Raw genomic sequence first — 21,632 nt, 5'->3', positions numbered from 1 at the left:
CAGGACCCGGTCACACCCACGGCGAATTCCCCTTGCCAATAGAGTCAGGGCCTGCGTCGCCTCGGGAGGGCTTCGATGTCCAACACTCCACAAAACGCGCCACTTGCCGACGGTATCCATGCAATGGTCCCGCGAGATCAGATGGCCGAATCCGCCCGCAGGCGGAGGGATGCATACGCGATCACCCCCGGTGCTCCCCTGCTGAAGGTGGAGTTCGGGTACTACTCGCTGGATGCTTGGAAAGAACAGGGAATGCCGGACGGCGCGGACCTGGGCCAACTGTTCCACCTGGATCCGCCGGGTGACTACACCCTTGGGCAATTGGGGTGGTGCGAAGCCCCGTTCAGCCCAGCCTTCGAGGTGAAGGTGATCGAGGACCGGGGCGACCACGAGATCGAGCAGGACCACGCGGGGCGCCATGTGCTGTACTTCAAAGGCCGGCGGAGCGGGTTCATGCCCGAATATGTGGACCATCCGGTGAAAGACATGCGCACCTGGCAGGAGTCATGCAAATGGCGCCTGGACCCCTCCAGTCCCGAACGCTATGCGGACCTGGAGCAGCGCATGTCTGCTGCGAAAGAGGCGGCATCGCGGGGCTTGATGATCTGCCAGAACATCATCGGCGGCTACATGTACCTGCGCAGCCTCATCGGCCCGGCGGAATTGCTCTACGCCTTTCATGACCAGCCCGAGCTGATCCACGACTGCATGGAGACCTGGTTCGCGCTGGCCGACGCGGTGACTGCCCGGCATCAGGAGTACGTCACTTTCGACGAGGTCTTCCTCGCGGAGGACATCTGCTACAACCACGGGATCCTCATCAGCCCCGGGATGATGCGCGAGTTCCTGCTGCCATACTACCAGCAGCTTCTCGTGAACATCAAGTCGCGGCAGATCGACCGCTCGCGTCACTTGTATGTGCAGATCGACACCGATGGCGACTGCCGGCCGACGATCCCGGTCTACATGGAAGCCATCGGGATGGACGCCATGAGCCCCTTCGAGGTCGCTTCGGGCTGCGACGTGGTGGAGATCGGGCGGCAGTACCCGAGGCTCATGATTCGCGGCGGGATCGACAAGCGCGTTCTCGCGAAAGGCCGCAAGGCCATCGACGAACACGTGGAGTATATCCTGCCGGCGATGCGCGAGCGCGGCGGGTACATCCCCTGCTGCGACCACGGTGTACCCGCCGAGGTCCCCTACGAGGACTACTTGTACTACCGGGAACGGTGCGTGGAACTGGGAGAGTGAGCTGCTGTCGGCGTCCAACGGTTGACAGAACGGGGTGCTGCCGATGTCCGGACCGCGAATCACAGCGTTGGTCATCCTGACACTCGCAACCCTCGGCTGCGGTGCCACGTGGTCTCAGGACGCAGGGGGCAAGGCTCTCCTGCGGCAAGCCGCCGTCTCCGGGGGGCTGGTCGTCCATATCGGTTGCGGGGACGGTCGTCTGACCGCCGACCTGCGCCCGAATGAGAGCGCCCTGGTACACGGGCTTGCCTTGAACCCGCATGACCTGGCGCGATCGCGGGAGCATGTGAAGTCCCTCGGGCTCTACGGGCCGATTTCCATTAGCCTGCTCGAAGGCAGTCGGCTTCCATACGCCAACGACCTCGTGAACCTCGTTGCGAACTCGGCTCCCGGTTCTGTATCCGATGCGGAGATCATGCGCGTCCTCGCTCCGGGTGGGTCATTGCTCACGAAGACCGCGGACGGTTGGGCGCTGTCCCGCAAACCAGTTCCCGCCGACACCGATGACTGGCAGCACGCGCTCCATGGAGCCGACAATAATGCGGTCGCGGCGGACGAGCGCGTGGGGCCTCCGCGCCGCGTGCAGTGGGTCGCCGAACCACGCAATGCCCGCCACCACGAGCACCTTGCCAGCGTGAGTGTGGTCGTCTCCTCGGGAGGCCGGCTGGTCTACATCGCCGACGAAGCTCCGGTCATCTCCATGTTCCTGCGTCCCCAGTGGTCGGTGATCTGTCGGGACGCGTACAATGGCGTCATACTGTGGAAGCGACCGATCCAAAGTTGGGAATCTTACATGCGTTCCTTCCGTTCGGGGCCGCCGGAGTTGTGCCGCAGGCTGGTTGCCACGGACGAGACCATCTACGTCACCCTCGCGTACGACGGCCCGGTGGTGGCGCTGGATGCGCTCACGGGCGAGACCGTTCAGACGTACGACGCCACTGCACAGGCCCGCGAAATACTGCACGATGACGGCACGCTCTACGTCCTGTGCGGGCCGGAAGCGCCTGAGAAGAAGCGGTTGGTGGCGCTGGACGCGCAGTCCGGCCAGGTGCGCTGGCAACTGGACCCGTGCCCGGCCTTGCCCACGACTCCGGCCGTGCGTAACGGACGTCTCTTCTACCAGGATGCCCAGTCAGTGGTGTGCCTGGATTCCGCGAACGGCGAACAGCTCTGGAGGAGCCCGCGGTTCACGCCCGAGAAACGCCCGGGGTGGTCCGCGCCCACGCTAGTGGCCTGCGACGAAGTGGTCCTCTGCGCCGACCGCCGCGACCCGCCCAAAGAGAACACCGACGAGAAGACGGGCCGGCCCATCGCCCGCTGGTTGACCGATGAGGGCCCGCCCGGAGAGCTGGTTGCTCTCTCGGCCCGCACCGGGGAACAGCTGTGGTCTTGCCTGGCGGCCGAAACCTATCACGCGCCCGTGGATGTGTTCGTCGCAGACGGCCTGGTCTGGGTGGGCCAGAGCCGATCGCGCACCGGCCCGGACCTCAATGAGGGCCGCGACCTGCTCACGGGCGAAGTCAAGCGCCGGCTCGTCACCGACGAGGCCTTTGACACCACGATGCCCCATCACCGCTGCTACCGCAACCGCGCCACCGAGCGCTACCTGGTGACCGGGCGCACCGGCGTGGAGTTCATCGATGTGCGATCCGGCGATTGCGAGGCCAACCACTGGACCCGAGGCGTCTGCCAGTACGGAGTGCTGCCCTGCAACGGCCTGCTCTACGTGCCGCCGCACTCTTGCGCCTGCTATATCGACGCGAAGATCGCGGGCTTCTATGCACTGGCTCCCGATGCGCACTCGCCGGAAGCCCCCGTGCCTGCACTCCCCCCTGCCGAAACGCGCGGACCGGCCTTCAACGCCGCAGACGCTGGTGCTGCCGCTGCCGACCCCGCCGACTGGCCCACCTACCGACACGACCCGGCGCGTTCCGGCACAACGGCGGCCTCTGTGCCCGTTTCCCTCGCCCCTCAATGGGCGGCGAGGCCGGGCGGCAAGCTGACCAGCCCGGTGGCCTGCGGCGAGATGCTCTGCGTCGCCTCGTCCGATACCCACACCGTCCACGCTCTGAGCCTCAGGGACGGCTCACCGCTATGGCAGTTCACGGCCGGCGGGCGTGTTGATTCGCCTCCAACCTTCGCCGCCGGACGGGTCTTGTTTGGTTCCGCCGATGGTCACGTCTATTGCCTTCGTGCGTCCGACGGCCAATTGGTGTGGCGGTTTCGAGCAGCCCCGGATGACCGGCTGATCGTGTCCGAAGGGCAACTCGAATCCGCCTGGCCTGTGTCCGGGAGCGTCCTCGTGGATGACGGCGTCGTCTATTGCGCGGCGGGGCGAAGCTCCTACCTTGACGGGGGGATCCGGCTCTGTCGCATTGATCTGGCCACCGGAAGGCTGCTCAAGGACCGGACCCTCTGGAGCCGCGACCCGTTCACCGGCGACCAGCCCGACGAACCCATGATGTTCGAAATGCCCGGCGCCCTGCCTGACGTTCTGTCCACCGATGCCGAGCACCTGTTCCTGCGCCAACTCACCTTCGACGCCCGCACGCTGGAGGATCTGCCCGTTGTCGCCCACTTGTACAGCCCCGCCGGGTTCCTGAATGGCGACTGGTGGCACCGGACGTACTGGCTGTACGGGACTCACTTCTATTCCGGTTACATCGGCTGGTATTTCGCGGGGCGCGAGGCCACCGCGGGGCGAATCCTGTCGCTTGATCCGCTATCCATCTACGGCTTCGGCTACAAGCCCCAGTTCTACCGGGGTGCAACCGAGCGGCAGTATCACCTGTTCGCCGTGGACCGCGCCGAACAGCCGCCCCAACCAGATCCCGACTACGCCCGCGCGAACAAGGACTACCCCCACTCCGGTCAGGGCAAGTTCCGCACCACTTTCCGCTGGGCCACCGATGTCCCCCACCTCGTGCGCGGCCTCGCGCTCACTCCGGACGCGCTATTCACGGCCGGTCCTCCAGACAGTGCCCTGCGATCGATGCCTGCCTTCCGGGGTGATCGCGGTGGCATCCTCCAGGTCTTCGCGACCGGTGACGGCAAGCTGCTGGGCGATTTCAGACTGGACGGCCTACCAGTGTTCGACGGCCTCATCGCGGCGCAGGGCCGTCTGATTATTGCCACTGAGGACGGGCGCATTCTCTGTATGGGAGATCCGGCGGGGGCTGTCGACAATGTCCCGGCCTTCCTGCGCAAAGCACCCACCGAGGCGGACGTCGCCGCTGGAACGCCCCTGGAGCCCGGTCTGGTTGGTCACTGGAAGCTGGATGAGGGCGAAGGGGAACTTGCAGCGGACAGCTCGGGCCTTGGGAAAGACGCCGATGTTTACGGAGCCTGGGTGACTGGTGAGTTCGGCGCCTGCCTGAAGTGCGCGGGCATCCCGGGGGCTCTGACTATCTCCGACGGCCCCACATTGCACTTCGGCACCGGAGACTTCAGTCTGTCCTTCTGGACTAAGCCCGACAGTTACGACCAGCGCATCATGGGCAAGGAGCGATTCCCCGAAAACTGGTGGGTCATCAACCTCCTGCCGGATGGCCGCGCGGAGCTGGTTCTCGGGCAAAGCACGGCGGCGGGTAAGTCCGTGCGGCCAGTGACCAAGTCGGCTCTGCCCACTGACCGCTGGACGCACTTGGCCTTCGTGGTCAATCGCCAGACCCGGCAGGTGCACTGGTACGTGAACGGCGCGCTGGACAACACAACTGCGATCCCGGAGTCCCTCGACGGGCCCATGGACGTGGAGGGTGCGGACCTGCACATCCCCTCAGCCCACAAGCCGTACACCGGCCTGTTCGACGATCTGCGCATTTACAAACGGGTGCTCAGCAGCGAGGAGATCGCGGCTCGTTACCGGTCGGAAACGCCCATGCGAGGGAGTGTGGATTACCGGGAGACAGGGCGGTAGGGCGCTGGCCACAAGGGTCGCTCACGCCAACTCCCCGCCATTGCCCTTCTCCTCGGCCGCGCGGTCGAGTTCAGTGTAGATCAGCACCAGCGACTCCTCCACCGCCACATCCATCACATGCTTCACGAAAGCACGATAGATCACGTCATTCCCCCGGGTCTCGGGCTCCGGCGGCGGGAGGTAGTCGCTCAACAGGGCAATGATCCATTGCTCCAGTTGCTCGGGTGTGAGCGGGAAAACATCGTAGGGCCGCTGGTTGGTGCGCAGGAGCCAGCGCAGTTCGTCCATCAGCCGCGGATCGGACTCTGCGATTTCCCGGTCGACTGTGTCGCAGGCATCGCGGTACTGCGACCGCAGCAGCCGACGGCGTTCCGCTTCCCCACGGGTACAGCCATGCCACAGGCCGGGCAGGTGGTCGCGCAGAGACCGGCGCCAGAGGGCATCCGAACTCACGTGGGTCAGCCAGCCCAGCCAGAAGGCCTGCTCCTCAGGCGAGCCGATGACCAGCGCAGGGCGCACGTATTCCACCAGCAAATCGCGGGGGCGCATACCGGCCTGACGGCGCAGGCGGAAATGTGACTTTCGGAACCCCAGATCCTGCGTGACCCGGTGAGCATCAGGCGCAATGGCACCCACCAGCAGGTGCCCCCGGGTCGTGGTGGGCCACTGGAGCCTGCGCCAGACGCTTTCGGCCACAAGCAGATGAGGTAGCGGGTTCAGGGGGGGCCTCCTATACGTTAGTCAGCTATCTGACACCCCGTGAGCCGGCGAAGTTGCGACGCAGTTGCCGGTCCGCTAGAGGGCCGACAGGCGGTATATGCGCGTCTGGCCGCCCTGGAACAGCGCACTGAACCCACGTGCCCGGTCCGCGACCTGTTGCCCCGATGCGACCTCCCAGGCGTCACAGATGCCGGGCAGGTTGATGATCCGCTGACCCGGGGTAGCGGCGGTGATCGAAAGGAAAGTGCTGGAGACCTCGACGCGATCTCCCGCTGGCGCGTAGAGGTGAACTCCGGCTGCCTGAGCGAATGACCTCAGCAGGTCTGCCGGAAGTCCCGGTGCTGTTGAGTACACCGACCAGTGCCCTTTTCGGCGCGTGGCCACCAGCGCGGGACGGTCCGACGGGTCAACACCCAGCACATCCGCCCCTCGGTCAATGATCTGGAACCATGGTGGCAAGGAGTCCTTGAGCCCATAGGTCATGCTCGGGGGCAGACCGGATGTGAGCGGGCCACTCCCCGTCAGCTTCACCCGCAGCGACCCGGCGCCCATTCCCAGCGCGGTGGTGATGCCGGTGAGTTCCTTCATCGTGCGCCCGCTCAGACTCGGCCCTATCGCCCCGGCTGCCCCAAGCCAGACCACCACGTCCTCGGGCCTGAAACGCCCCGAGAGCGCTTGGTCGAGTTCTGGGTCCGGCGCGCGGAAGGCGTTCAGGAAGAGGTAGAGCCGATACTGCGGAACGCCCTGGGATACCAGGTCACGCATGAGCCAGACGTCAAACGGCGCGCCGATCGCGGAAATCGTGTCCATCTGAAGGCCCATGAACGCCTTCCCCACAGGCCCACCAGCCGCCAGGTACGCGGCGCTCTCCTCGTCCACGATCACCGCGATTTCGGCCACGCTGCGCCCTGGCGCTATGGCCTGAAGATCGCGCGCTGCGATGGACAGCCCTCCGGGTGCAGTGGTCAGGGTCGCCGATTGCCGCAGTTCTCGCGCCTGCAGTGTGGGCAGCGACGTGGCTCCTGTGGCCATATCCGGCAGGTACAGTTTCCCAGCACGGCTGATTGAGGCATCTGGTGACGGGTAGCTGCCGGTGATGAAATCGATGTTGCTCGAGCGGAGCACCTTGCCCAGAGCCAGCAATCCGGATTCCGGGAAGCGCTCCGCACTCTTTCCGAGCCCGAGAAGATGCCCGTAATTGACGCCGCAGACCTTGCGCCTGCCGGTCTTCTCACCCACAATTGCCGCGAAATGGTCGATTGCCTCGGCAGTGATGTCAGACGACCCGAGTCGGTAATCGATAACCGGCTGGAACACCGCGGGGTCCATGATCCAGGCGGTGCGGAACCTGCGGCTGGCGGGGGATGGCAGGTCCACGTCGCTCCAGGTCATCACCGCGCGTGCTGCCCCGGGGCGGTCGGCGGGACGCATCGGCTGGTTCCATGCGCTCCGCAGGTTCTCCAGCGACCCATACCGCTTGCTGAGCCATTGCTGGAAAGCCCGCTTCTGTGGACCGCCGTAATCTGCGCAATGCATCTCTCTCAGGTCCCACGACGCCCACTGTCCGCCGTCGCCGGAGGCCAGTTCGTACCCGGCGATGTGGTCGGCGAAAGCCGAAGCCTCCAACCCCTCGACAAGTGCGCCCAGGGCTTCTCCGGCATCCTCGCGCCACTTCTCGGAGGCGAAAGAGGGCTTGCGAATGCGGTTGAATGCGTCCCCATCACCGGTCACGGTCACCAGTTCGCGCGTGTTGCGGTCCAGCCACCAATCGGGTGCGCCCAATCGGATTTCAGGCAAGAGGAAAGCTCGGGGCGCAACGGAGAGAATGCGCGCGCAGGTTTCGTAGATTGCGTTCAGGCCGAACTCGCCCGGACCGTTCCAGGCCAAAGTGGGGCACCCGACCTCGGCTCCGCCGATGCAAATGCGGAAGCGGATCACATCCGGCGGTGAGTCGGGCACGACTGGCCCGGAGAACTCCTGGGGTCGGGAAAGGATCAGGAACGAACGCACCGATCTTCCGCGGACGATCAGCTCAGGCGCACCATCATCGGATGTGCGGACGGACGCTTCCGTCGCAGGCGCTTCGGTGCGAGTGACGGTGAGGACGGATGTGGGCAGGCGCGTGGGGTCGGGCAGGAGTATCCGGGCATCCGAAGCCGTGATATCAACCTTGTACTCGCCGGCAGCCGCGAAGGCCGGGACGCCCAGTGTGACTTCGACCGGCGCGAGCAGCTCCCCAACCTCCCGCTTCGGTCCTACCGGCTGCGTGACTAGACGCGAGCAGGCCACGCCGCCATCGTGAACGAGGGACACGGTGAGGCTCAGGTCGCCTGAAAGTTGGGACTGTGCTCGCAACCGGAAGCGCAGGGCGGCGCTCTCCCCCGCTTCGAGAGTGCCGGGGCTCGACAGTTCCACCACGTCCAGAGTCACCGGCGGTCCTACGTGCCAGCGTAGCTCATCGAGGAACAGGATATACCGCGAGTGAGGCTGCAGGTCGCCGACCCAGGCGGTGATGCTGCGCACCGGGAACTGGATACCCGGGTTCGGGTCCACGATCCCCGGAGCCGGTTGGCAATCCTTCATAAAGAAAGCCAGTTCGTGCCAGTTCAGCTCTTCTCCGAGTCTTGCCGGCGGGAAGGTGTACAGGGCGTCATCAGCATCGCGCAGAGCCAGACTGAACGCCGCTGTGCGGCCCGTGGGATTCTTGAGCCAGAGGGACAACGCATGGAAGCGCTCGGGCGGCACGGTGGCGGCCTGCAGAGTGTTGTCCGCGGGCCCATCCGGTGGGAGCTGGAACTCCCACCTGCAACTGGCCCGACCTCTCGCCCGGGCATCCAGAGAATGGGAGACATCGAAGACCTCGAACCGGAAGGGGGCGTGGGCATCGTCCGCCGGTGGCAGCCAGCCCGGCGTGAGCTCCGAGTCCAGGAGGGTATGCGAGGTCCAGTCCGGTGGGAACTGTACAGACCGGTCCGGGATCGGCTGGGCCACAGACGCATATCCGAGCAGGCCGGCGGCGAGTATGGCAAGATAATACTTCATGAAACGGTGGGCGCCGCTTGGCCCGCAGTCTAGAGAGCCAGCGTCGCGGGCTCCCACGACCGCATGTCAGCGGCGAGACCACTACCTCCCAGTGCGTTGTCACTACCCCAGCTCCACAGTTCGTAGGGGTTGGGTGGATCGCCTGACCCGGGGCTTACATAGTGGAATGGTCGGCCCCAGCCATCCAGCAGAAAGGCCTCGTCAGCCAGATACGGGCCGCGCCAGTTCGGCGGAAGCGTCCCCTGGCTGGGGCGCTTCAGCAGCGCGGCAAGACCCTGGCGGTTCTTAGCGGGAATCTGCTCACCATCAGCCGGAAGCAGGCCGCCATTATCCACTGCGTAACGGTCGAGTGCATCCTCGATGGCCCGCATGTGCTCCACGGTCACCGCGCGCGGGTCGGCTGGCTGTCTCGCCCCGAGCTGCACAGCCACGAAGGCAGTCGAAAGAAGAATGATCCCCGCTACGATGAAGCGGGCGCGGCTTCGGCGTCTCCTGCGCGGCGATGCGACAGTCGTGTGGTAGGGGTCAGCTGGCCGGTACATCCTTCTGGCTCCGGTGGTCGATGTAAACAGCGTACGAAGCCATCCGTGGCGATTATAGCGGGGTCATGGCAGGGAGGCAAGGAAGGGGGTGGCTGTGTGCAGGCGCGAGGCCCCACGCGCAGGCACGGAGCGACGCCCCACGCTGAAGCACGGGGCTGAGGGCCCTGGGCCGTCCTCCGGCCAGGGCATCGGATGCGGGAGATGCGTGCCGACTGAGGCCGAATTCGCCTTCCGCGCGGCCTTCGCCTCGAGTCCTTGCCTCACAGTCCGCAGCCGGGGGGCGGAAGCCTCCGGATCACCGCCCCGCAATGTGCTTTGATCCCCTGAAGGGGTGCCAGGTCGTTCCCCGCGCACCGGGTCCGCCGGCCCTTCCGATGTTTGTGGCTCATTCCCGGGGCAATAATCCCCTGCTTACGCCGTAGGCTATTCCATCCGGAGCCTGACAGCACATGCCACGGCCCCAAGACCGCGGGCAGCGGACGCCGGCCGCACACGAGGCAGGCACGTGTCCCACAAGATCAATAGTCCTGGTGTCTGTGCCGACACAAGCAGGTACCTGCGCGTCCGGCAGGGAATTGCCGCAAGTTGCGCCCAGACTCGGACCACCGATGGAGGTCACCCCGTGCAACCCGTCAGGACAGCTCTCGTGGGTATCGGCGGCATTGGCGGCTATCACCGTAGCATCATCTCGACGATCGAGGACTACGAGTTCGTCGCAGCTGCTGAGAAGTACCCGGAACGCCAAGAGGCCGGTGTCACTGCGCTTCAGGAACAGGGCATTCCGCTCTACGAAGATATTTGGGAGATGCTGGACTCGGTGGAGGTCGATGCGGTCACCATCGCCGTACCCCACCATTACCACGCAGAGTACACCCTCGGATGCCTGGATCGAGGCCTGCATGTTCTATGCGAGAAGCCTGTCACGGTGCTCATCCAGGACGCCTACGCGGTAGTGGAAGCAGCCAAGCGCAATAACCGATTGTCGGGAGTGGACTTCCAGTATACCAGCTACCCTCACTCTTACAAGCTCAAGGAGTTGATCATGTCCGGCGAACTGGGCGAACTGCGGGAGATCGTGGGGGTCATGTCCTGGAAGCGCCTGGACTCCTACTACAGCCGTGGGCACTGGACCGGGAAGCAGTACGTGGAAGGACGCGCATGTTTCGACGGAGTGCTCATGAATCAGGCGGTACATCTCATCAACACCGCGCTGCAGATGGGTACCCGGGAGGACGACCACGCAAGTCCTGTCTCCATGGAAGCCGAGCTCTACACCGTCCACGACAACATTGAGGTGGAAGACCTCGCATGCCTGCGGGCCGATCTCGGCGAAGCCAGACTGTTCTTCTACGCCACCACCTGCAACATGAAAGAGGGCGAACCCGAGCGCACCACGCTGGAGATCATCGGCACCAAGGGGCGGGCGACCTGGGATGACAAGAAAGCCGTGGTGAATATCGACGGGCGCGATGAGATCGTATTTGACGACCCGCGAGACCGCGCCGATATGCACCTGAACCTTATCCGCTGCATCCGTGGTGAGGACAAGCGCCTGCATGCCCCTGCCGATCGCGGTCTCAAGGCGACCTTGACCATCAACGGCGCCTATACCAGCGCGGGGGCGATTCACCGAATCGGCTGGGAGGCGGTAGAGGACATCAAGGCATTCATCGACGAGGCCTCGGATAGCCGGCGGATGTTCAGCGAAATGGGCGTGGACTGGGCCCGCGCGGGGAGCGTTGTGGATATGACGGGCTACCGCGAGTTCACGGGGTTGGGGGAGTGAGGCACCCCGGAAAGGGCGCTTTCGGCAAGGGGCGCCGAATCCGGGCCCTTCCAAAGCGGGCCCAGAAGCAGCCCGCAGACCGGCGCACACATCCGGGGCAATTGCTGAAGCGAACGGGGTCAGCCGGACCCGGTGCGCAGGGAATGGCCTGTTGCCCCCGGCTACAGGCTGCCCCCGCTCCGCGGGCTGTGGGGCAACGGCTCAGGGCGAGGGGACGCTGAACGGGAACTCAGCCTCAGTCGGTGCGCATCCCGAAGAACCGATGCTCCCGCGCGAACACCGTCTGCCGTTCCCGCCATCCCTCGGACCGTGCTATAATCCGTCCATTCGGCGGACCGTCCCGGGTTCAATCCCGGCGGCCGCGAGAGACCACAGGAGGCACACTATGGCCCAGTTCAGCCGGCTCGAAGTCCTCAACGCGATGATCGAAGACGGTCTCGTCCCCGTCTTCTACAACAGTGATGTGGACACCGCCATCAAGATTCTCGAAGCCTGCGCCGCCGGCGGCGTGCGCTGCGTGGAGTTTACCAACCGCGGCGACTTCGCTCCCGAGGTGTTTGCTGCGCTGGTGAAGCACGCCCGCAAGAACTTGCCGAAGATCATCATGGGGGTGGGTTCCGTGGGCGATGCCCCCACCGCCGCCTTATACATCGCCAATGGAGCGAACTTCGTGGTGGGCCCGGTCCTGAACCCCGAGGTCGCGAAACTCTGCAACCGCCGCATGGTGCCCTACGCCCCCGGCTGCGGCAGCGCCACCGAAATCGCCCAGGCGCAGGAGCTTGGCGTCGAAATCTGCAAGGTCTTCCCAGGCGGCGAAGTGGGCGGTCCCAAGTTCGTCAAAGCGGTCCTCGGCCCAATGCCCTGGACCCGTATCATGCCCACCGGCGGAGTGGATGCCACCGAGGAGAGCGTGACCGCTTGGATCAAGGCGGGCTGCGCGGCACTGGGCATCGGCAGCCAACTTGTGACCAAAGAAGCCGTAGCCTCCGGCGACTTCGACGGCATCGCGGCGAAGATCGCCGACGTGCTCTGGTGGGTGAAAAAAGCCCGCGGGACCGCCCTGTTCCTGGGCGTCGAGCACCCCGGCCTGTATCCCGAAAAGCCCTCCGGGGGCCAGGAGGTCGCCGAATGGTACCGCGATACCTTCGGCTTCGACATGAAGGTGGGCAATAGCTCTATCTTCATGTCCGGCCCCGGCGCGGGACGCATCGAGATCATGAAAGAGCCAAGCCAGCCCAAGACTCATGTTGCGGTGCGCGTTTCGAACTATGAGGAAGCGAAGGCGGCCCTGGTTGCAAAGGGCTTCGAGTTCGAGGAAGAGAGCGAGAAGGGCGGCGTGAAGGCCGGGTACCTCACCACCCCCGACCCTGCCGGCCACCGCGTCCACCTGCTGTACAACCCGAACCTGTAAGCGGTCGGGAACGCATTGGGGAACCACGGGGAGCCTGCACCAGCGGGCTCCCTGTTGCTTTACAACCCTCCCACGCCCGACTCCGCCGGCAGGTGCAGGTTGAAAAACAGGTCGATCAGCGTCCGCACGAAGGCCGCGCCGAACTCGCCAAGAATCAGCCCCAGGAAGAACGGATACGCCTTGCGGTAGGCGGACAGCCCCCCGTAGCGCAAGAGCAGGCTTTTGATGAGCCATGTCAGGAAGATGGGAAGCCACAGACGGAACAACCCGAAACTTCCCGAAACGAGATAACCCACCGGGTGGAAGGGCCACCACACAAACCGGGTCCGCAGGGTCGCGAGAAGCAGCGTAAAACCCACTCCGTACAGGTACGCGAAGCTCGCCGCGAGTTTCGCCTCCCGCGGGTTCGCCAGCCATGAATCGAGCTTGCGCCACGGGTCATTGCCGAATGCCCAGCCCGCCGGGCCGGTGAACTTCGCCGATTCGTACCCCACCTGGTGCATCACGTGCAGGTGCGCCCAGAAGCTGCAGATTACCGCGAATACCGACACCCCGATGATCAGCCCCGCGATCTGGCGCAGGTCGATTCCCGACTGTCTCCCGATGCGCAGGGCGTCAGCATGCACAGGCATCGGCAACTGCCGGTGAGTGCGCACGAGCCAGAAGTACAGGCTCATCACCGCCAGGTCCGGCTTCGACCACGCCGCACCCCCCGCCACGTTCTGCAGGATGTCGTCCGCGCCCACCTGGTACATCTCGATGGTCGGCAGGCCAAGTTCCGCCCGGATACGGGTAAGGGTCAGCACAATCGCGAGGAACAAGCCGAAGAACAGCACGGCGGTCATCAGACTCATCCCGGCGGACATGGAGAACGCGATGAGCAGCGCGACTCCGCCCAGGAATCCCCACACCGCAACCGGCGCCGACAGCGGCTCGCACACCCCATATTCCCTACCCATGCCCTCGCCGCCGGTGGCCGCCTGCCACATCCGCGCGAGATGCCCCCGCGCCGCCCACAGCACGAACAGGAATACGCCGAAGTACGCCCCCACTCCCTGCTCCTGAATATACGGGAATCCGCGCCACTGGGTGTGCCCCATCATCGCCGTCAGCACCAGCTCCAGCCGCGCGAACAGGAAGAAGAACCACACCGAGAACGAGAGCTGAATCGGCAGCAGGTACGCCATCCCATAGCTGAAGGGATATGAGGAGATCGGGATCGCACCCGCGGCGCTGAGTGGCATGCCCTTGAAGGTGTAGTTCCGCACGCCGATGTTGATGGCCGGCACCTCGGGCCACAGATTATGGGCAAGGCGCACCATCTGAATCGTCGCGGCCAGCCCGAACGCGATCCAGAAGAGGGAGCTCCCGAAAGGGCGCAGGCTGGGGGAGGTTATGTCCAGCGGGGCCTGGGCGATGGGGTAGTTCAGGCGCTCCCGGTCCCACTGAGGACGAAAGATGGCCATGAGGCACAGCAGCGTCCACACCAGCGCCACCGCAAATGCCAGCCACCAGCCCAGCGGACCGAGCCATGGGTCCAGCCTGCCCGGCGCGTACAAGGTGGTATCGCCCAGGTAAATGCGCTCCAGCGTGCGCTCATCCGACACCACCAGGTGCCGGGGAATGTGGGGGAAGAGCTCATCCTCCCACCCGTTCTCAGGGGTGGCATTGCGGAAGACCCATGTGATGGTGGTGAACAGGATCTGCAACTGGTCATGCCCACCCAATGCGCTCGCGATTACCAGAATCACGTACACCGTGAGCATTTCACTGCGCGAGAAGACCCATCTCGGGGCGAACTTCCGCAGCACAGCGTTGACACCCAGCAGCACCAGCAGCAGAGCGATGCAGTTGAAAAAGAGCGCCGATGTGGTGGCATTGTCTGAGTACCGCACGTACTCGATCTGCACCAGCCACCAGGCGTTCACCGGCACGAGGAGCAAGCCTATCAGCACCGCGCGCAGGGTCACAGGCTTGGGGCGCAGAGTGTCGGTTCCCGTGTGGACTTCTGCCGCGCTCATGTGGGTATCCGGTGTGGGCGTTGGAAGGACCCACTATGTTTCGCTACCGCAGACCAGAGTCCTGCCTTGAGTTGCGAACTGCCGCGGTCGCCCATGACATGAAAGGTGTCTTGATTTCGGCGCCGCATGCACCTATTGTTAGAGAGTGCCCCGATCCCGCCCCAGAATTGCCGTTGGCGAAAACGAACCAACGCCCGGGGACGAGTGTTGACATATTGTGCCCCAAGGCTCGGGAAAGTACAGGGCCGAGCCCCGCTATTCACGGAGGCCTTTGCCATGGATGTCGCCGCCCTCGGCCGTGCCGTCATCGACAATGTCGAAAAGGTGGTCGTCGGGAAGCGCGACGCCGTCCGGCTCTCTCTGGTCTGCCTCCTGTGTGAGGGCCATGTGCTTCTGGAAGATGTACCGGGCGTCGCCAAGACCATGCTGGCCCGGGCGCTGGCGCTCTCCGTGGGCTGCACCTTCGCCCGGGTCCAGTGCACGCCGGACCTGTTGCCTTCTGACGTTACCGGGGTCTCGGTCTTCAACCAGAAGACCCTGGAGTTCGAGTTCCGCCGGGGCCCGGTCTTCCACCAGATCCTCCTGGCCGACGAGATCAATCGCGCCACGCCGCGCGCCCAGTCCGCACTGCTGGAGTGCATGGCCGAGCGCCAGGTATCTGTGGACGGCCAGACGTACGCCCTCGCGCGGCCGTTCATGGTCCTCGCGACCCAGAACCCCATCGAACACGAAGGGACCTTCCCTCTGCCCGAAGCCCAGCTCGACCGCTTCCTCATGCGCATGAGCATCGGGTACCCGTCCTTCTCCGACGAGAACGAGATGCTGGAGCGCCTGCGCCTGGTGCATCCCATCGACCAACTCGGGCAGGTTATCTCCTCCGAGCAACTCATCGCCGCCCAATCCGCGGTGCGCGAGGTGTTCGTGCACGAGAAAGTGCGAGAGTACATCGTGCGACTGGTCCATGCCACTCGCCGCACCACCGATCTTGCCATGGGCGCGAGCCCCCGCGCATCCATCGCCTTGTACCGCACCGCGCAGGCTCTCGCCGCCCTGGACGGCCGCAATTACGCTGCCCCTGACGACGTCAAATACGTGGTCAAGAGCGTTCTCAGTCACCGCGTCATCGTCGCTCCCGAAGCCCGCCTGCGCGGCCACGGAAGCGGCGAGATCATCGACGCCCTGGTGGAGAAAGTCCCGGCTCCCGTGGAGAAAGGGCGCGGCTGATGAAGCGCCGACGCATGACCGCGCTGGCGACAGCGCTGGCATTCCTGGTCATCGCGCTGGTCTTCCGCATCGGCTTCTTCGCCTATGCGTTCTACGCCGCCATGCTGGTGGCGGCAATCGCCTATCTGATGACCTACGTAAGCCTGGACGGACTCACCGCCGAGCGCCATTGCACCATGCGCAGTGGCGAGATTGGCGAGGAAGCGATCGTCACGGTGGGCATCCGCAACCAGAAGCCCAACTTCGTCCCCTGGGTTATCATGGAAGACATCCTCAGCGACGGCGTCACGATCCTCGAGGGCGCCAATTCCCGGGCCATGGTCATGCGTCCCCTGGGGGCCACTACGCTGCGCTACCGCATCCGCTGCGATCGCCGGGGCTACCATCGCATCGGCCCGGTGCTCTTCGAGTCCGGCGACTTCTTCGGTCTCACACGGCGCTTCGTCTGCGGCCCGGACACCCTGTTCATCACCGTCTACCCCAAGGTCCTGCCCATCGACAAGTACTCCGTCCCCACACACCGGCCCTTGGGTGAGACCACGGTGCGCATGCGGATATTCGAAGACCCCACCCGCATTGCCGGGGTGCGCGAGTACCAGCAAGGCGACCCTTTGCGCCGGGTTCACTGGAAAGCCAGCGCGCGCACCGGCCTGCTGCATTCCAAGATCTACGAGCCGTCGTCCGTGCAGGGCGCGAACATCATTCTGGACTTCAATACTCGCTCCTGGGATGGCTCGGGTAAGGGACGCCGCACCGAATTCGCCTGCACAGTCGCTGCGTCGCTGGCGTCTCATCTCGCATCGCGCGGGGTGGACCTCGGCTTCGTCAGCAATGGTGTGGACGCCGCGGATGTCATCGACGTGGAGCCGATCTCCGTCGAAGTCGCCCATCGCGACGAAGCCCGGCAACTTTTGGAACGCCGCAAGATGTCGGACCGCTTGCGCCCGGTGGAAGTGGCAGTCCGGCGCGGGCAGGAAAGTATTATGCTCGTCATGGAAACCCTGGCGCGCCTGGAACTGAGCGACGGTTTCTCACTGGCCGAGATGATTGCCCGCGAATACAATGCATGGCCGCGAGAAGATACGGTCATACTCATTGTGCCGGAAGTTACACCCGAACTGGGGCGTGAAATTGCGAGGCTCAAGAGTACGGGGTTCAGCGTTCTAGTACTATTGATTGATAATTCTGCCAGCGCTCCACGCGCGCAGGCGTCGCTCGCAGGTCTACGGGTGCCAATGATCCACCTGCGACGAGAGACGGATCTGCACAACATCGTCATCTGATGTGTGCTGCCGCTCCCGGAGCCCGGGGGGATGAAAAATGCGAGGATATCACTACAGTTTTCTGAGATTGAACGGCGCGGTCTCGCGCGCCATCGTCTGGTTTGTGGCCGCGGGCGCCGGCGCCCTGGTCTTTTTCGTGCTCCAGACCTGCTTCCGCCTGTCCCAGTGACCCGATCCCGGAGCGCCCGACCCTCCAATGGCCGATGACGAACTGACCCGAAGAGAGCCCGAGGCTCCCGAGCAAGAAGCGTCCGGCGAGACTGACATCCCGGACGGCTCGGTGGTTGCCGCCCGCGCTCCCGACGTGCCGCCCATCGAACAGGAGCCGGAGGAACAGGACGAACCCATCTTCGACTGGCTCACCGAACTGGCGATTCCCCTCAGCATCTTCGGCCTGCTGGGTTGCCTGCTGTTCTACCTCATCGACCTGCGCCAAGCGCTCGGTGGCGAGTTTTCCGGCGGCCTGCGCTGGATCTGCTTCTTCTTTCTCGCCGCGGTCATCGGCATCACCCGCATCCGCACCAAGTACGGCACCGGCCTTCTCGCGCTCCCGTACATGCTCGCGCTGGCAGGGGTCATGGTTCTTGCGGTCATGCGGTTCACCATGACCGAGGGCGCGCTGGCGGGCAGCCTGACTCCATCGGGCGCCCTTTTCTCCATCCTGTTCAACTTCAGCCTCGTGGCGCTCATCTGGTGGCTCGCAGACAAAGTGACCCGTGAGACCACCCTTGAGGAGAACATTGCGTACTCCCTGAATCAGGGCCTGATGTCCGACTGGAACGGCGCCGAGGGCCGCAAGAAAGGGGCCCGGCATCCCGGCCGCGCGGTCTTCTGGGTCTCGGTGGCGGCGGTTCTCGCCTTCGGTCTCGGCACCCGCGCCATCGGCGACCAGGGGCGCATGGCTACCCATGCCTTTTACACCATGGCGGGCTATGTCTTCTTCGCCCTGCTCCTTCTCGCTCTCACCAACCTGTCGGCAATCCGCATGGATGTCCGCCGCCGCAAGGTGCGCATGACCTGGAGCCTCGCCCCCACCTGGATCCTCATGAGCGTCATCCTGGTGCTCCTCGTGGTGGTCGTTTCGGCGTTCCTGCCGCGCCCGCAGATGGATACCCAAAGGCCCATTACCTTCGCGAACCGCCCCGGCTGGCTTCATGATCCGAGCGAGGGCATCAGCGGCTGGACACCCGGCAGTGGACTCTCCCAGCCACCTTCCGGGCAGACCGCGCCGGGCCGCGAGCCCGACACTACCGGCGAGGGCGCACCCACCCAGGCCGGCACCGACGAAACTCAGGGCTCCTCCGGGCAGCAGCCCACCGAGGGCTCAACCAGCGATCAGGGACAGGCAGGCACCGAAGGCGGCACCGGACAGACTCAGTCCCAGGGCGCGTCCGGCTCCGGTCAGGGGCAGTCGTCGGCTTCGGGGCAGAGCGGCGGCCAGGGCGACGCCGGCGCGGGTGGACAAGGCGGGGAAGGCAGCCAGGGCCAAGCGGACTCTTCCCAGCGCGGCCGGGAGCGTAAGTTCGCGTGGTGGCTCCTTCTCCTGTTGTTGCTCCTGCTGGCCTTGCTCATCTACTTGCTCATCCGTTATCGCAGGCAGATTCTCACCTTCCTGCGTGCCCTTGCCACGCCCTTCCAGGCGATGTGGCTGGCATTCCTCGCATTCCTGGAGCGCCTGAAGCGCATGCTCGGGCTGGGCGGACGCCGCAGTGACGACGAGTGGGCCGACCTGCCGTCAGACCCCTTCGCGGACATCTGGGAACAACGCGAACTGGGCGCGAACATGACGCCCGCACAGATCGTCCGCCATGTTTACCGCGCGTTTCTCGCTTTCTGCTCCCTGCGTGGGCACCCGCGTCCCAGCCATCAGACGGAGTTCGAGTTCCTGCGCACCGTCCCTCCACGCATCGGGTTCGAACCCGACGACCAGAAGGAAATCACGGCGATGTACGTCTTTGCAACGTACAGCCCGAACGAGGTCGGCACGTCCCTCGTCGATAAAGCAAAGGCCATCTGGTCCCGGTTGCGTCCTGCCATCGACCATGCCCTCGCAGCCCAGGGCGGACCTCCCGGCAGGTAAAGCGGCCCGCAACCATTCATCCGACACACTGGAGGTCACACCATGCGCCACCTCACCCCATGCGTTCTCATCCTCGTCGCTGCTGCCATGTGCTTCCAGGCATCAGCCGGCGTCATTCTCACCTACAAGATGGCGAAAGGCGACGTCCTGCGCTACCAGTGCGACACCACGGGGGACGGGACCATCAACGCTCTCGGCCGCACCGGCCCGGTGCACATGGAAGCCCGTTTCATCTACGTGATGGCCTGTACGGCCGTGGATGACGCCGGGTTCATGACCATCTCCCACCGTCTTGAGAACGTGGAGACCCAGGCATCGTGGGCTGGCCAGCAGATCCCGGTGGCCCTCAACATCCCCGAGATCATCACCGTCATCTCACCCGGCGGGACCGTGCTCAGCACCCGGGTCATCCGCCCCGAAGCGCCCGAACCGTCCGCTGAAGGCGGGCTCATGGGTGCTCTCGGCGGAGCGCTGGCGGGCGGGTCACAGCTTGATGTCGGCCAGTTCTTCGGCGAACTCCACGGACCCGGGTTCCCGGTCGAGGCGGTCGAGCCGGGCAAGCGGTGGCAGGAGACCCTAAGGTTGAAGACCCAGTCTGGTCAACTGATGCCCGTCACCTACACCACCACGTTTCTCGACTATGCGAAGCTTACCGGTGTCAACTGCGCCCGCCTGGAGACCGACTACGAGATGCCGCTGGACCTCGGCCTGATCGCCGGCCCCCTGTTCAATCTGCGCGGAACTCAGCGGGGCAGCCAGATTTCGTACTTTGACTACGAGGGCGGGAAGGCCATGCGCTTCGACGGCGTCTCGGACACCCAGGTGGTCATGGAGACTCCGCAACTGTTCGGGTCCGCCGCGGGGAACCAGTCCAGCGTGTCGATGACCATGCGCTCGAACACCACGGTGGTGCTGAAGTAGCGTGCTCGGCGTTCCGCCATCACCCTCCTCTCTTCGGAGGTTCGCTGCGTGAAGGACTCGTGGCTTCGCGCCATCCAACTCCGCCGGGCCCTTCTGGTAGTGGCGGCGGTGGCGATCCTCGCTCTGCTTGTCATCGTGGCCCGGGTCGTGGCCCTTCTCGACATGCTTATGCCGCTGTCTTGAACCTCCGCCCAAAACTATACGGCGCCCCAGTCGGGGCGCCGTATAGTTTGCCTCTGCCGTAACCGGGCCTAGAAGTTGTCGGCGTTCGGGTCCTTCGGCGGCCGCACACCAACGCACAGGCTGCTGAACTCGCTGACGCGCCACTCGCCGCGATCATCTTTCTCCATCTTCAGCGGTCGCGCGCTGTCGGCGCCGGAACTGCGCACGAACATGCGCAGGCTGGTGCTGGTATCGGTGGGAGCTTCTCCGTCCTGGTAGTAAGTCTCGATCTCGATGGCGGAGATGTCGTCCACCTTGTACTGGTTCTCAGGGCTGGTGCCCTTCACATAGGAGCGCCAGATGTGGGTCTTGTCCGAACCCATGGCCATGCCGGGGAAGCTCTGGAACCTGTCGTTCGTCGGCTCCTTCATAACCGAGTTCATCTGCGCGAGGCCCTCTTCCTTCTGCCCCGCGTGGTACATGAGAATCCCCTGGATCCAGTGCCTTGCAACCCAGACCGGGTCCACGCTCTGGGGCACGCTCTCTCCAAAGATCTTGGGCATCACGGGAGGACGAACGCCGACGAAAATGGAACTGAACTCGTAGAACTTGTACTCACCCTTGGCGTTCCGTTGCATTGTAATTGGGCGCGGCATATCGGCGCCGTTGGACTTCACGAAGAGTTTGACGAACTTGCCTTCCTCGGTGTCGGCGTACGGGTTGAAGTTGGGCTCCCCGTGGAAAGTCAGTTCGTACTTGTCAGGGTCGAAGGTGTACTTGTTCTCGGGCGTTGCGCCCTTGGGGTAGCTGAACATGATGTACGGCTGACGGGTAATCTGGTCCCGGAACAGGCGGAACGTCTTGGAGTCCCATTCCTTATACCTGTCCATCTCCAGGATCATCTTCTGCCCGAGTTCCTTGTCCCGGAGCATGTACACGAAGACCGCGTCGAACCACAGCTTCACTGCGGCCTTTGGGTCGGTGGCCTTTTCGGCGATCCTGGCCTGAAACTCTTCGAGGGTCTTGGGAAGTCCTGGGACAGCAGGCGGGGCTTGCGGGTCCTGCTGCGCGGCGGGTGTCTGGGGATCGGCCGGGGGTTGCGCCTCGGGCTGGGCGTGTGTCATCGACATGCACAGGAGCAGCAGAACGACTCCGGCAATTGCGATTCTCATGTTAGCCCCCTGGCTAATAGAGGTCACGTCCCGTTGCGAAGCATCCGGCCCCGGCTGGGACGCTGTTCATGACAATTACCACTATACCTGATTGTCAGCGA

General features: G+C 64.6%; 13 protein-coding genes. 8 read left to right on the top strand and 5 right to left on the bottom strand.

The window, feature by feature from the left end; all coding sequences use genetic code 11:
- The first annotated feature begins 75 nt into the window (after positions 1-75).
- Positions 76-1,251, top strand: a complete 1,176-nt coding sequence (locus HPY44_21280; protein NSW58552.1) for a hypothetical protein — start codon at positions 76-78, stop codon at positions 1,249-1,251.
- Positions 1,252-1,294: 43 nt separating this feature from the next.
- Entirely contained in the window at positions 1,295-5,167 is a 3,873-nt protein-coding gene (locus tag HPY44_21275) for a PQQ-binding-like beta-propeller repeat protein (GenBank protein ID NSW58551.1), read from the top strand.
- 21 nt (positions 5,168-5,188) lie between these two features.
- Here the strand turns inward: HPY44_21275 and HPY44_21270 are convergent, their stop codons facing one another.
- From HPY44_21270 to HPY44_21260, 3 genes are all read right to left on the bottom strand, one after another.
- Positions 5,189-5,716, bottom strand: a complete 528-nt coding sequence (locus HPY44_21270) for a hypothetical protein (GenBank protein ID NSW58550.1) — start codon at positions 5,714-5,716, stop codon at positions 5,189-5,191.
- 246 nt (positions 5,717-5,962) lie between these two features.
- The gene (locus HPY44_21265) at positions 5,963-8,929 is read right to left on the bottom strand and encodes a beta-galactosidase (GenBank protein ID NSW58549.1); all 2,967 of its coding nucleotides are present in this window, start codon (positions 8,927-8,929) and stop codon (positions 5,963-5,965) included.
- Between the two features lie 29 nt (positions 8,930-8,958).
- A complete protein-coding gene (locus HPY44_21260) occupies positions 8,959-9,471 on the bottom strand; it encodes a type II secretion system protein GspG (protein NSW58548.1) in 513 nt (170 codons plus the stop codon).
- 622 nt (positions 9,472-10,093) lie between these two features.
- On the opposite strand from HPY44_21260, the gene HPY44_21255 reads away from it, so the two are divergent.
- Positions 10,094-11,257 carry a Gfo/Idh/MocA family oxidoreductase gene (locus HPY44_21255; protein NSW58547.1) on the top strand — a complete coding sequence of 388 codons (1,164 nt, stop codon included), beginning with the start codon at positions 10,094-10,096 and terminating at the stop codon, positions 11,255-11,257.
- A gap of 385 nt (positions 11,258-11,642) precedes the next feature.
- Entirely contained in the window at positions 11,643-12,668 is a 1,026-nt protein-coding gene (locus HPY44_21250; protein ID NSW58546.1) for a bifunctional 4-hydroxy-2-oxoglutarate aldolase/2-dehydro-3-deoxy-phosphogluconate aldolase, read from the top strand.
- 59 nt (positions 12,669-12,727) lie between these two features.
- Here the strand turns inward: HPY44_21250 and HPY44_21245 are convergent, their stop codons facing one another.
- Positions 12,728-14,689 (bottom strand): hypothetical protein, encoded by a 1,962-nt coding sequence (locus HPY44_21245; GenBank protein ID NSW58545.1) that lies wholly within the window; start codon positions 14,687-14,689, stop codon positions 12,728-12,730.
- 276 nt (positions 14,690-14,965) lie between these two features.
- On the opposite strand from HPY44_21245, the gene HPY44_21240 reads away from it, so the two are divergent.
- The 4 genes from HPY44_21240 (at position 14,966) to HPY44_21225 (ending at position 20,197) form a co-directional block, all read left to right on the top strand.
- Entirely contained in the window at positions 14,966-15,913 is a 948-nt protein-coding gene (locus HPY44_21240) for a MoxR family ATPase (GenBank protein ID NSW58544.1), read from the top strand.
- A complete protein-coding gene (locus HPY44_21235) occupies positions 15,913-17,196 on the top strand; it encodes a DUF58 domain-containing protein (protein NSW58543.1) in 1,284 nt (427 codons plus the stop codon). Before HPY44_21240 ends, HPY44_21235 begins: the two co-directional genes overlap by 1 nt.
- Before the next feature lie 196 nt (positions 17,197-17,392).
- Complete coding sequence (locus HPY44_21230) at positions 17,393-19,276, top strand: hypothetical protein (GenBank protein NSW58542.1); 1,884 nt, start codon at positions 17,393-17,395, stop codon at positions 19,274-19,276.
- 42 nt (positions 19,277-19,318) lie between these two features.
- Positions 19,319-20,197 carry a hypothetical protein gene (locus HPY44_21225; GenBank protein ID NSW58541.1) on the top strand — a complete coding sequence of 293 codons (879 nt, stop codon included), beginning with the start codon at positions 19,319-19,321 and terminating at the stop codon, positions 20,195-20,197.
- Between the two features lie 251 nt (positions 20,198-20,448).
- Here the strand turns inward: HPY44_21225 and HPY44_21220 are convergent, their stop codons facing one another.
- Positions 20,449-21,531 carry a hypothetical protein gene (locus HPY44_21220; GenBank protein NSW58540.1) on the bottom strand — a complete coding sequence of 361 codons (1,083 nt, stop codon included), beginning with the start codon at positions 21,529-21,531 and terminating at the stop codon, positions 20,449-20,451.
- Between the last annotated feature and the right edge of the window lie 101 nt (positions 21,532-21,632).

This window comes from Armatimonadota bacterium, from assembly GCA_013314775.1.
Lineage (GTDB): Bacteria > Armatimonadota > Zipacnadia > Zipacnadales > JABUFB01 > JABUFB01.
Note: the sequence above shows the minus strand (reverse complement) of the source record. Positions and strands in the feature narration are given on the sequence as shown.

Coding starts and splice junctions, on each gene's coding strand:
- HPY44_21280 (NSW58552.1), top strand. CDS start 76: ATGTCCAACACTCCACAAAACGCGCCACTTGCCGACGGTATCCATGCA.
- HPY44_21275 (NSW58551.1), top strand. CDS start 1,295: ATGTCCGGACCGCGAATCACAGCGTTGGTCATCCTGACACTCGCAACC.
- HPY44_21270 (NSW58550.1), bottom strand. CDS start 5,716: ATGCGCCCCCGCGATTTGCTGGTGGAATACGTGCGCCCTGCGCTGGTC.
- HPY44_21265 (NSW58549.1), bottom strand. CDS start 8,929: ATGAAGTATTATCTTGCCATACTCGCCGCCGGCCTGCTCGGATATGCG.
- HPY44_21260 (NSW58548.1), bottom strand. CDS start 9,471: ATGTACCGGCCAGCTGACCCCTACCACACGACTGTCGCATCGCCGCGC.
- HPY44_21250 (NSW58546.1), top strand. CDS start 11,643: ATGGCCCAGTTCAGCCGGCTCGAAGTCCTCAACGCGATGATCGAAGAC.
- HPY44_21245 (NSW58545.1), bottom strand. CDS start 14,689: ATGAGCGCGGCAGAAGTCCACACGGGAACCGACACTCTGCGCCCCAAG.
- HPY44_21240 (NSW58544.1), top strand. CDS start 14,966: ATGGATGTCGCCGCCCTCGGCCGTGCCGTCATCGACAATGTCGAAAAG.
- HPY44_21235 (NSW58543.1), top strand. CDS start 15,913: ATGAAGCGCCGACGCATGACCGCGCTGGCGACAGCGCTGGCATTCCTG.
- HPY44_21230 (NSW58542.1), top strand. CDS start 17,393: ATGGCCGATGACGAACTGACCCGAAGAGAGCCCGAGGCTCCCGAGCAA.
- HPY44_21225 (NSW58541.1), top strand. CDS start 19,319: ATGCGCCACCTCACCCCATGCGTTCTCATCCTCGTCGCTGCTGCCATG.
- HPY44_21220 (NSW58540.1), bottom strand. CDS start 21,531: ATGAGAATCGCAATTGCCGGAGTCGTTCTGCTGCTCCTGTGCATGTCG.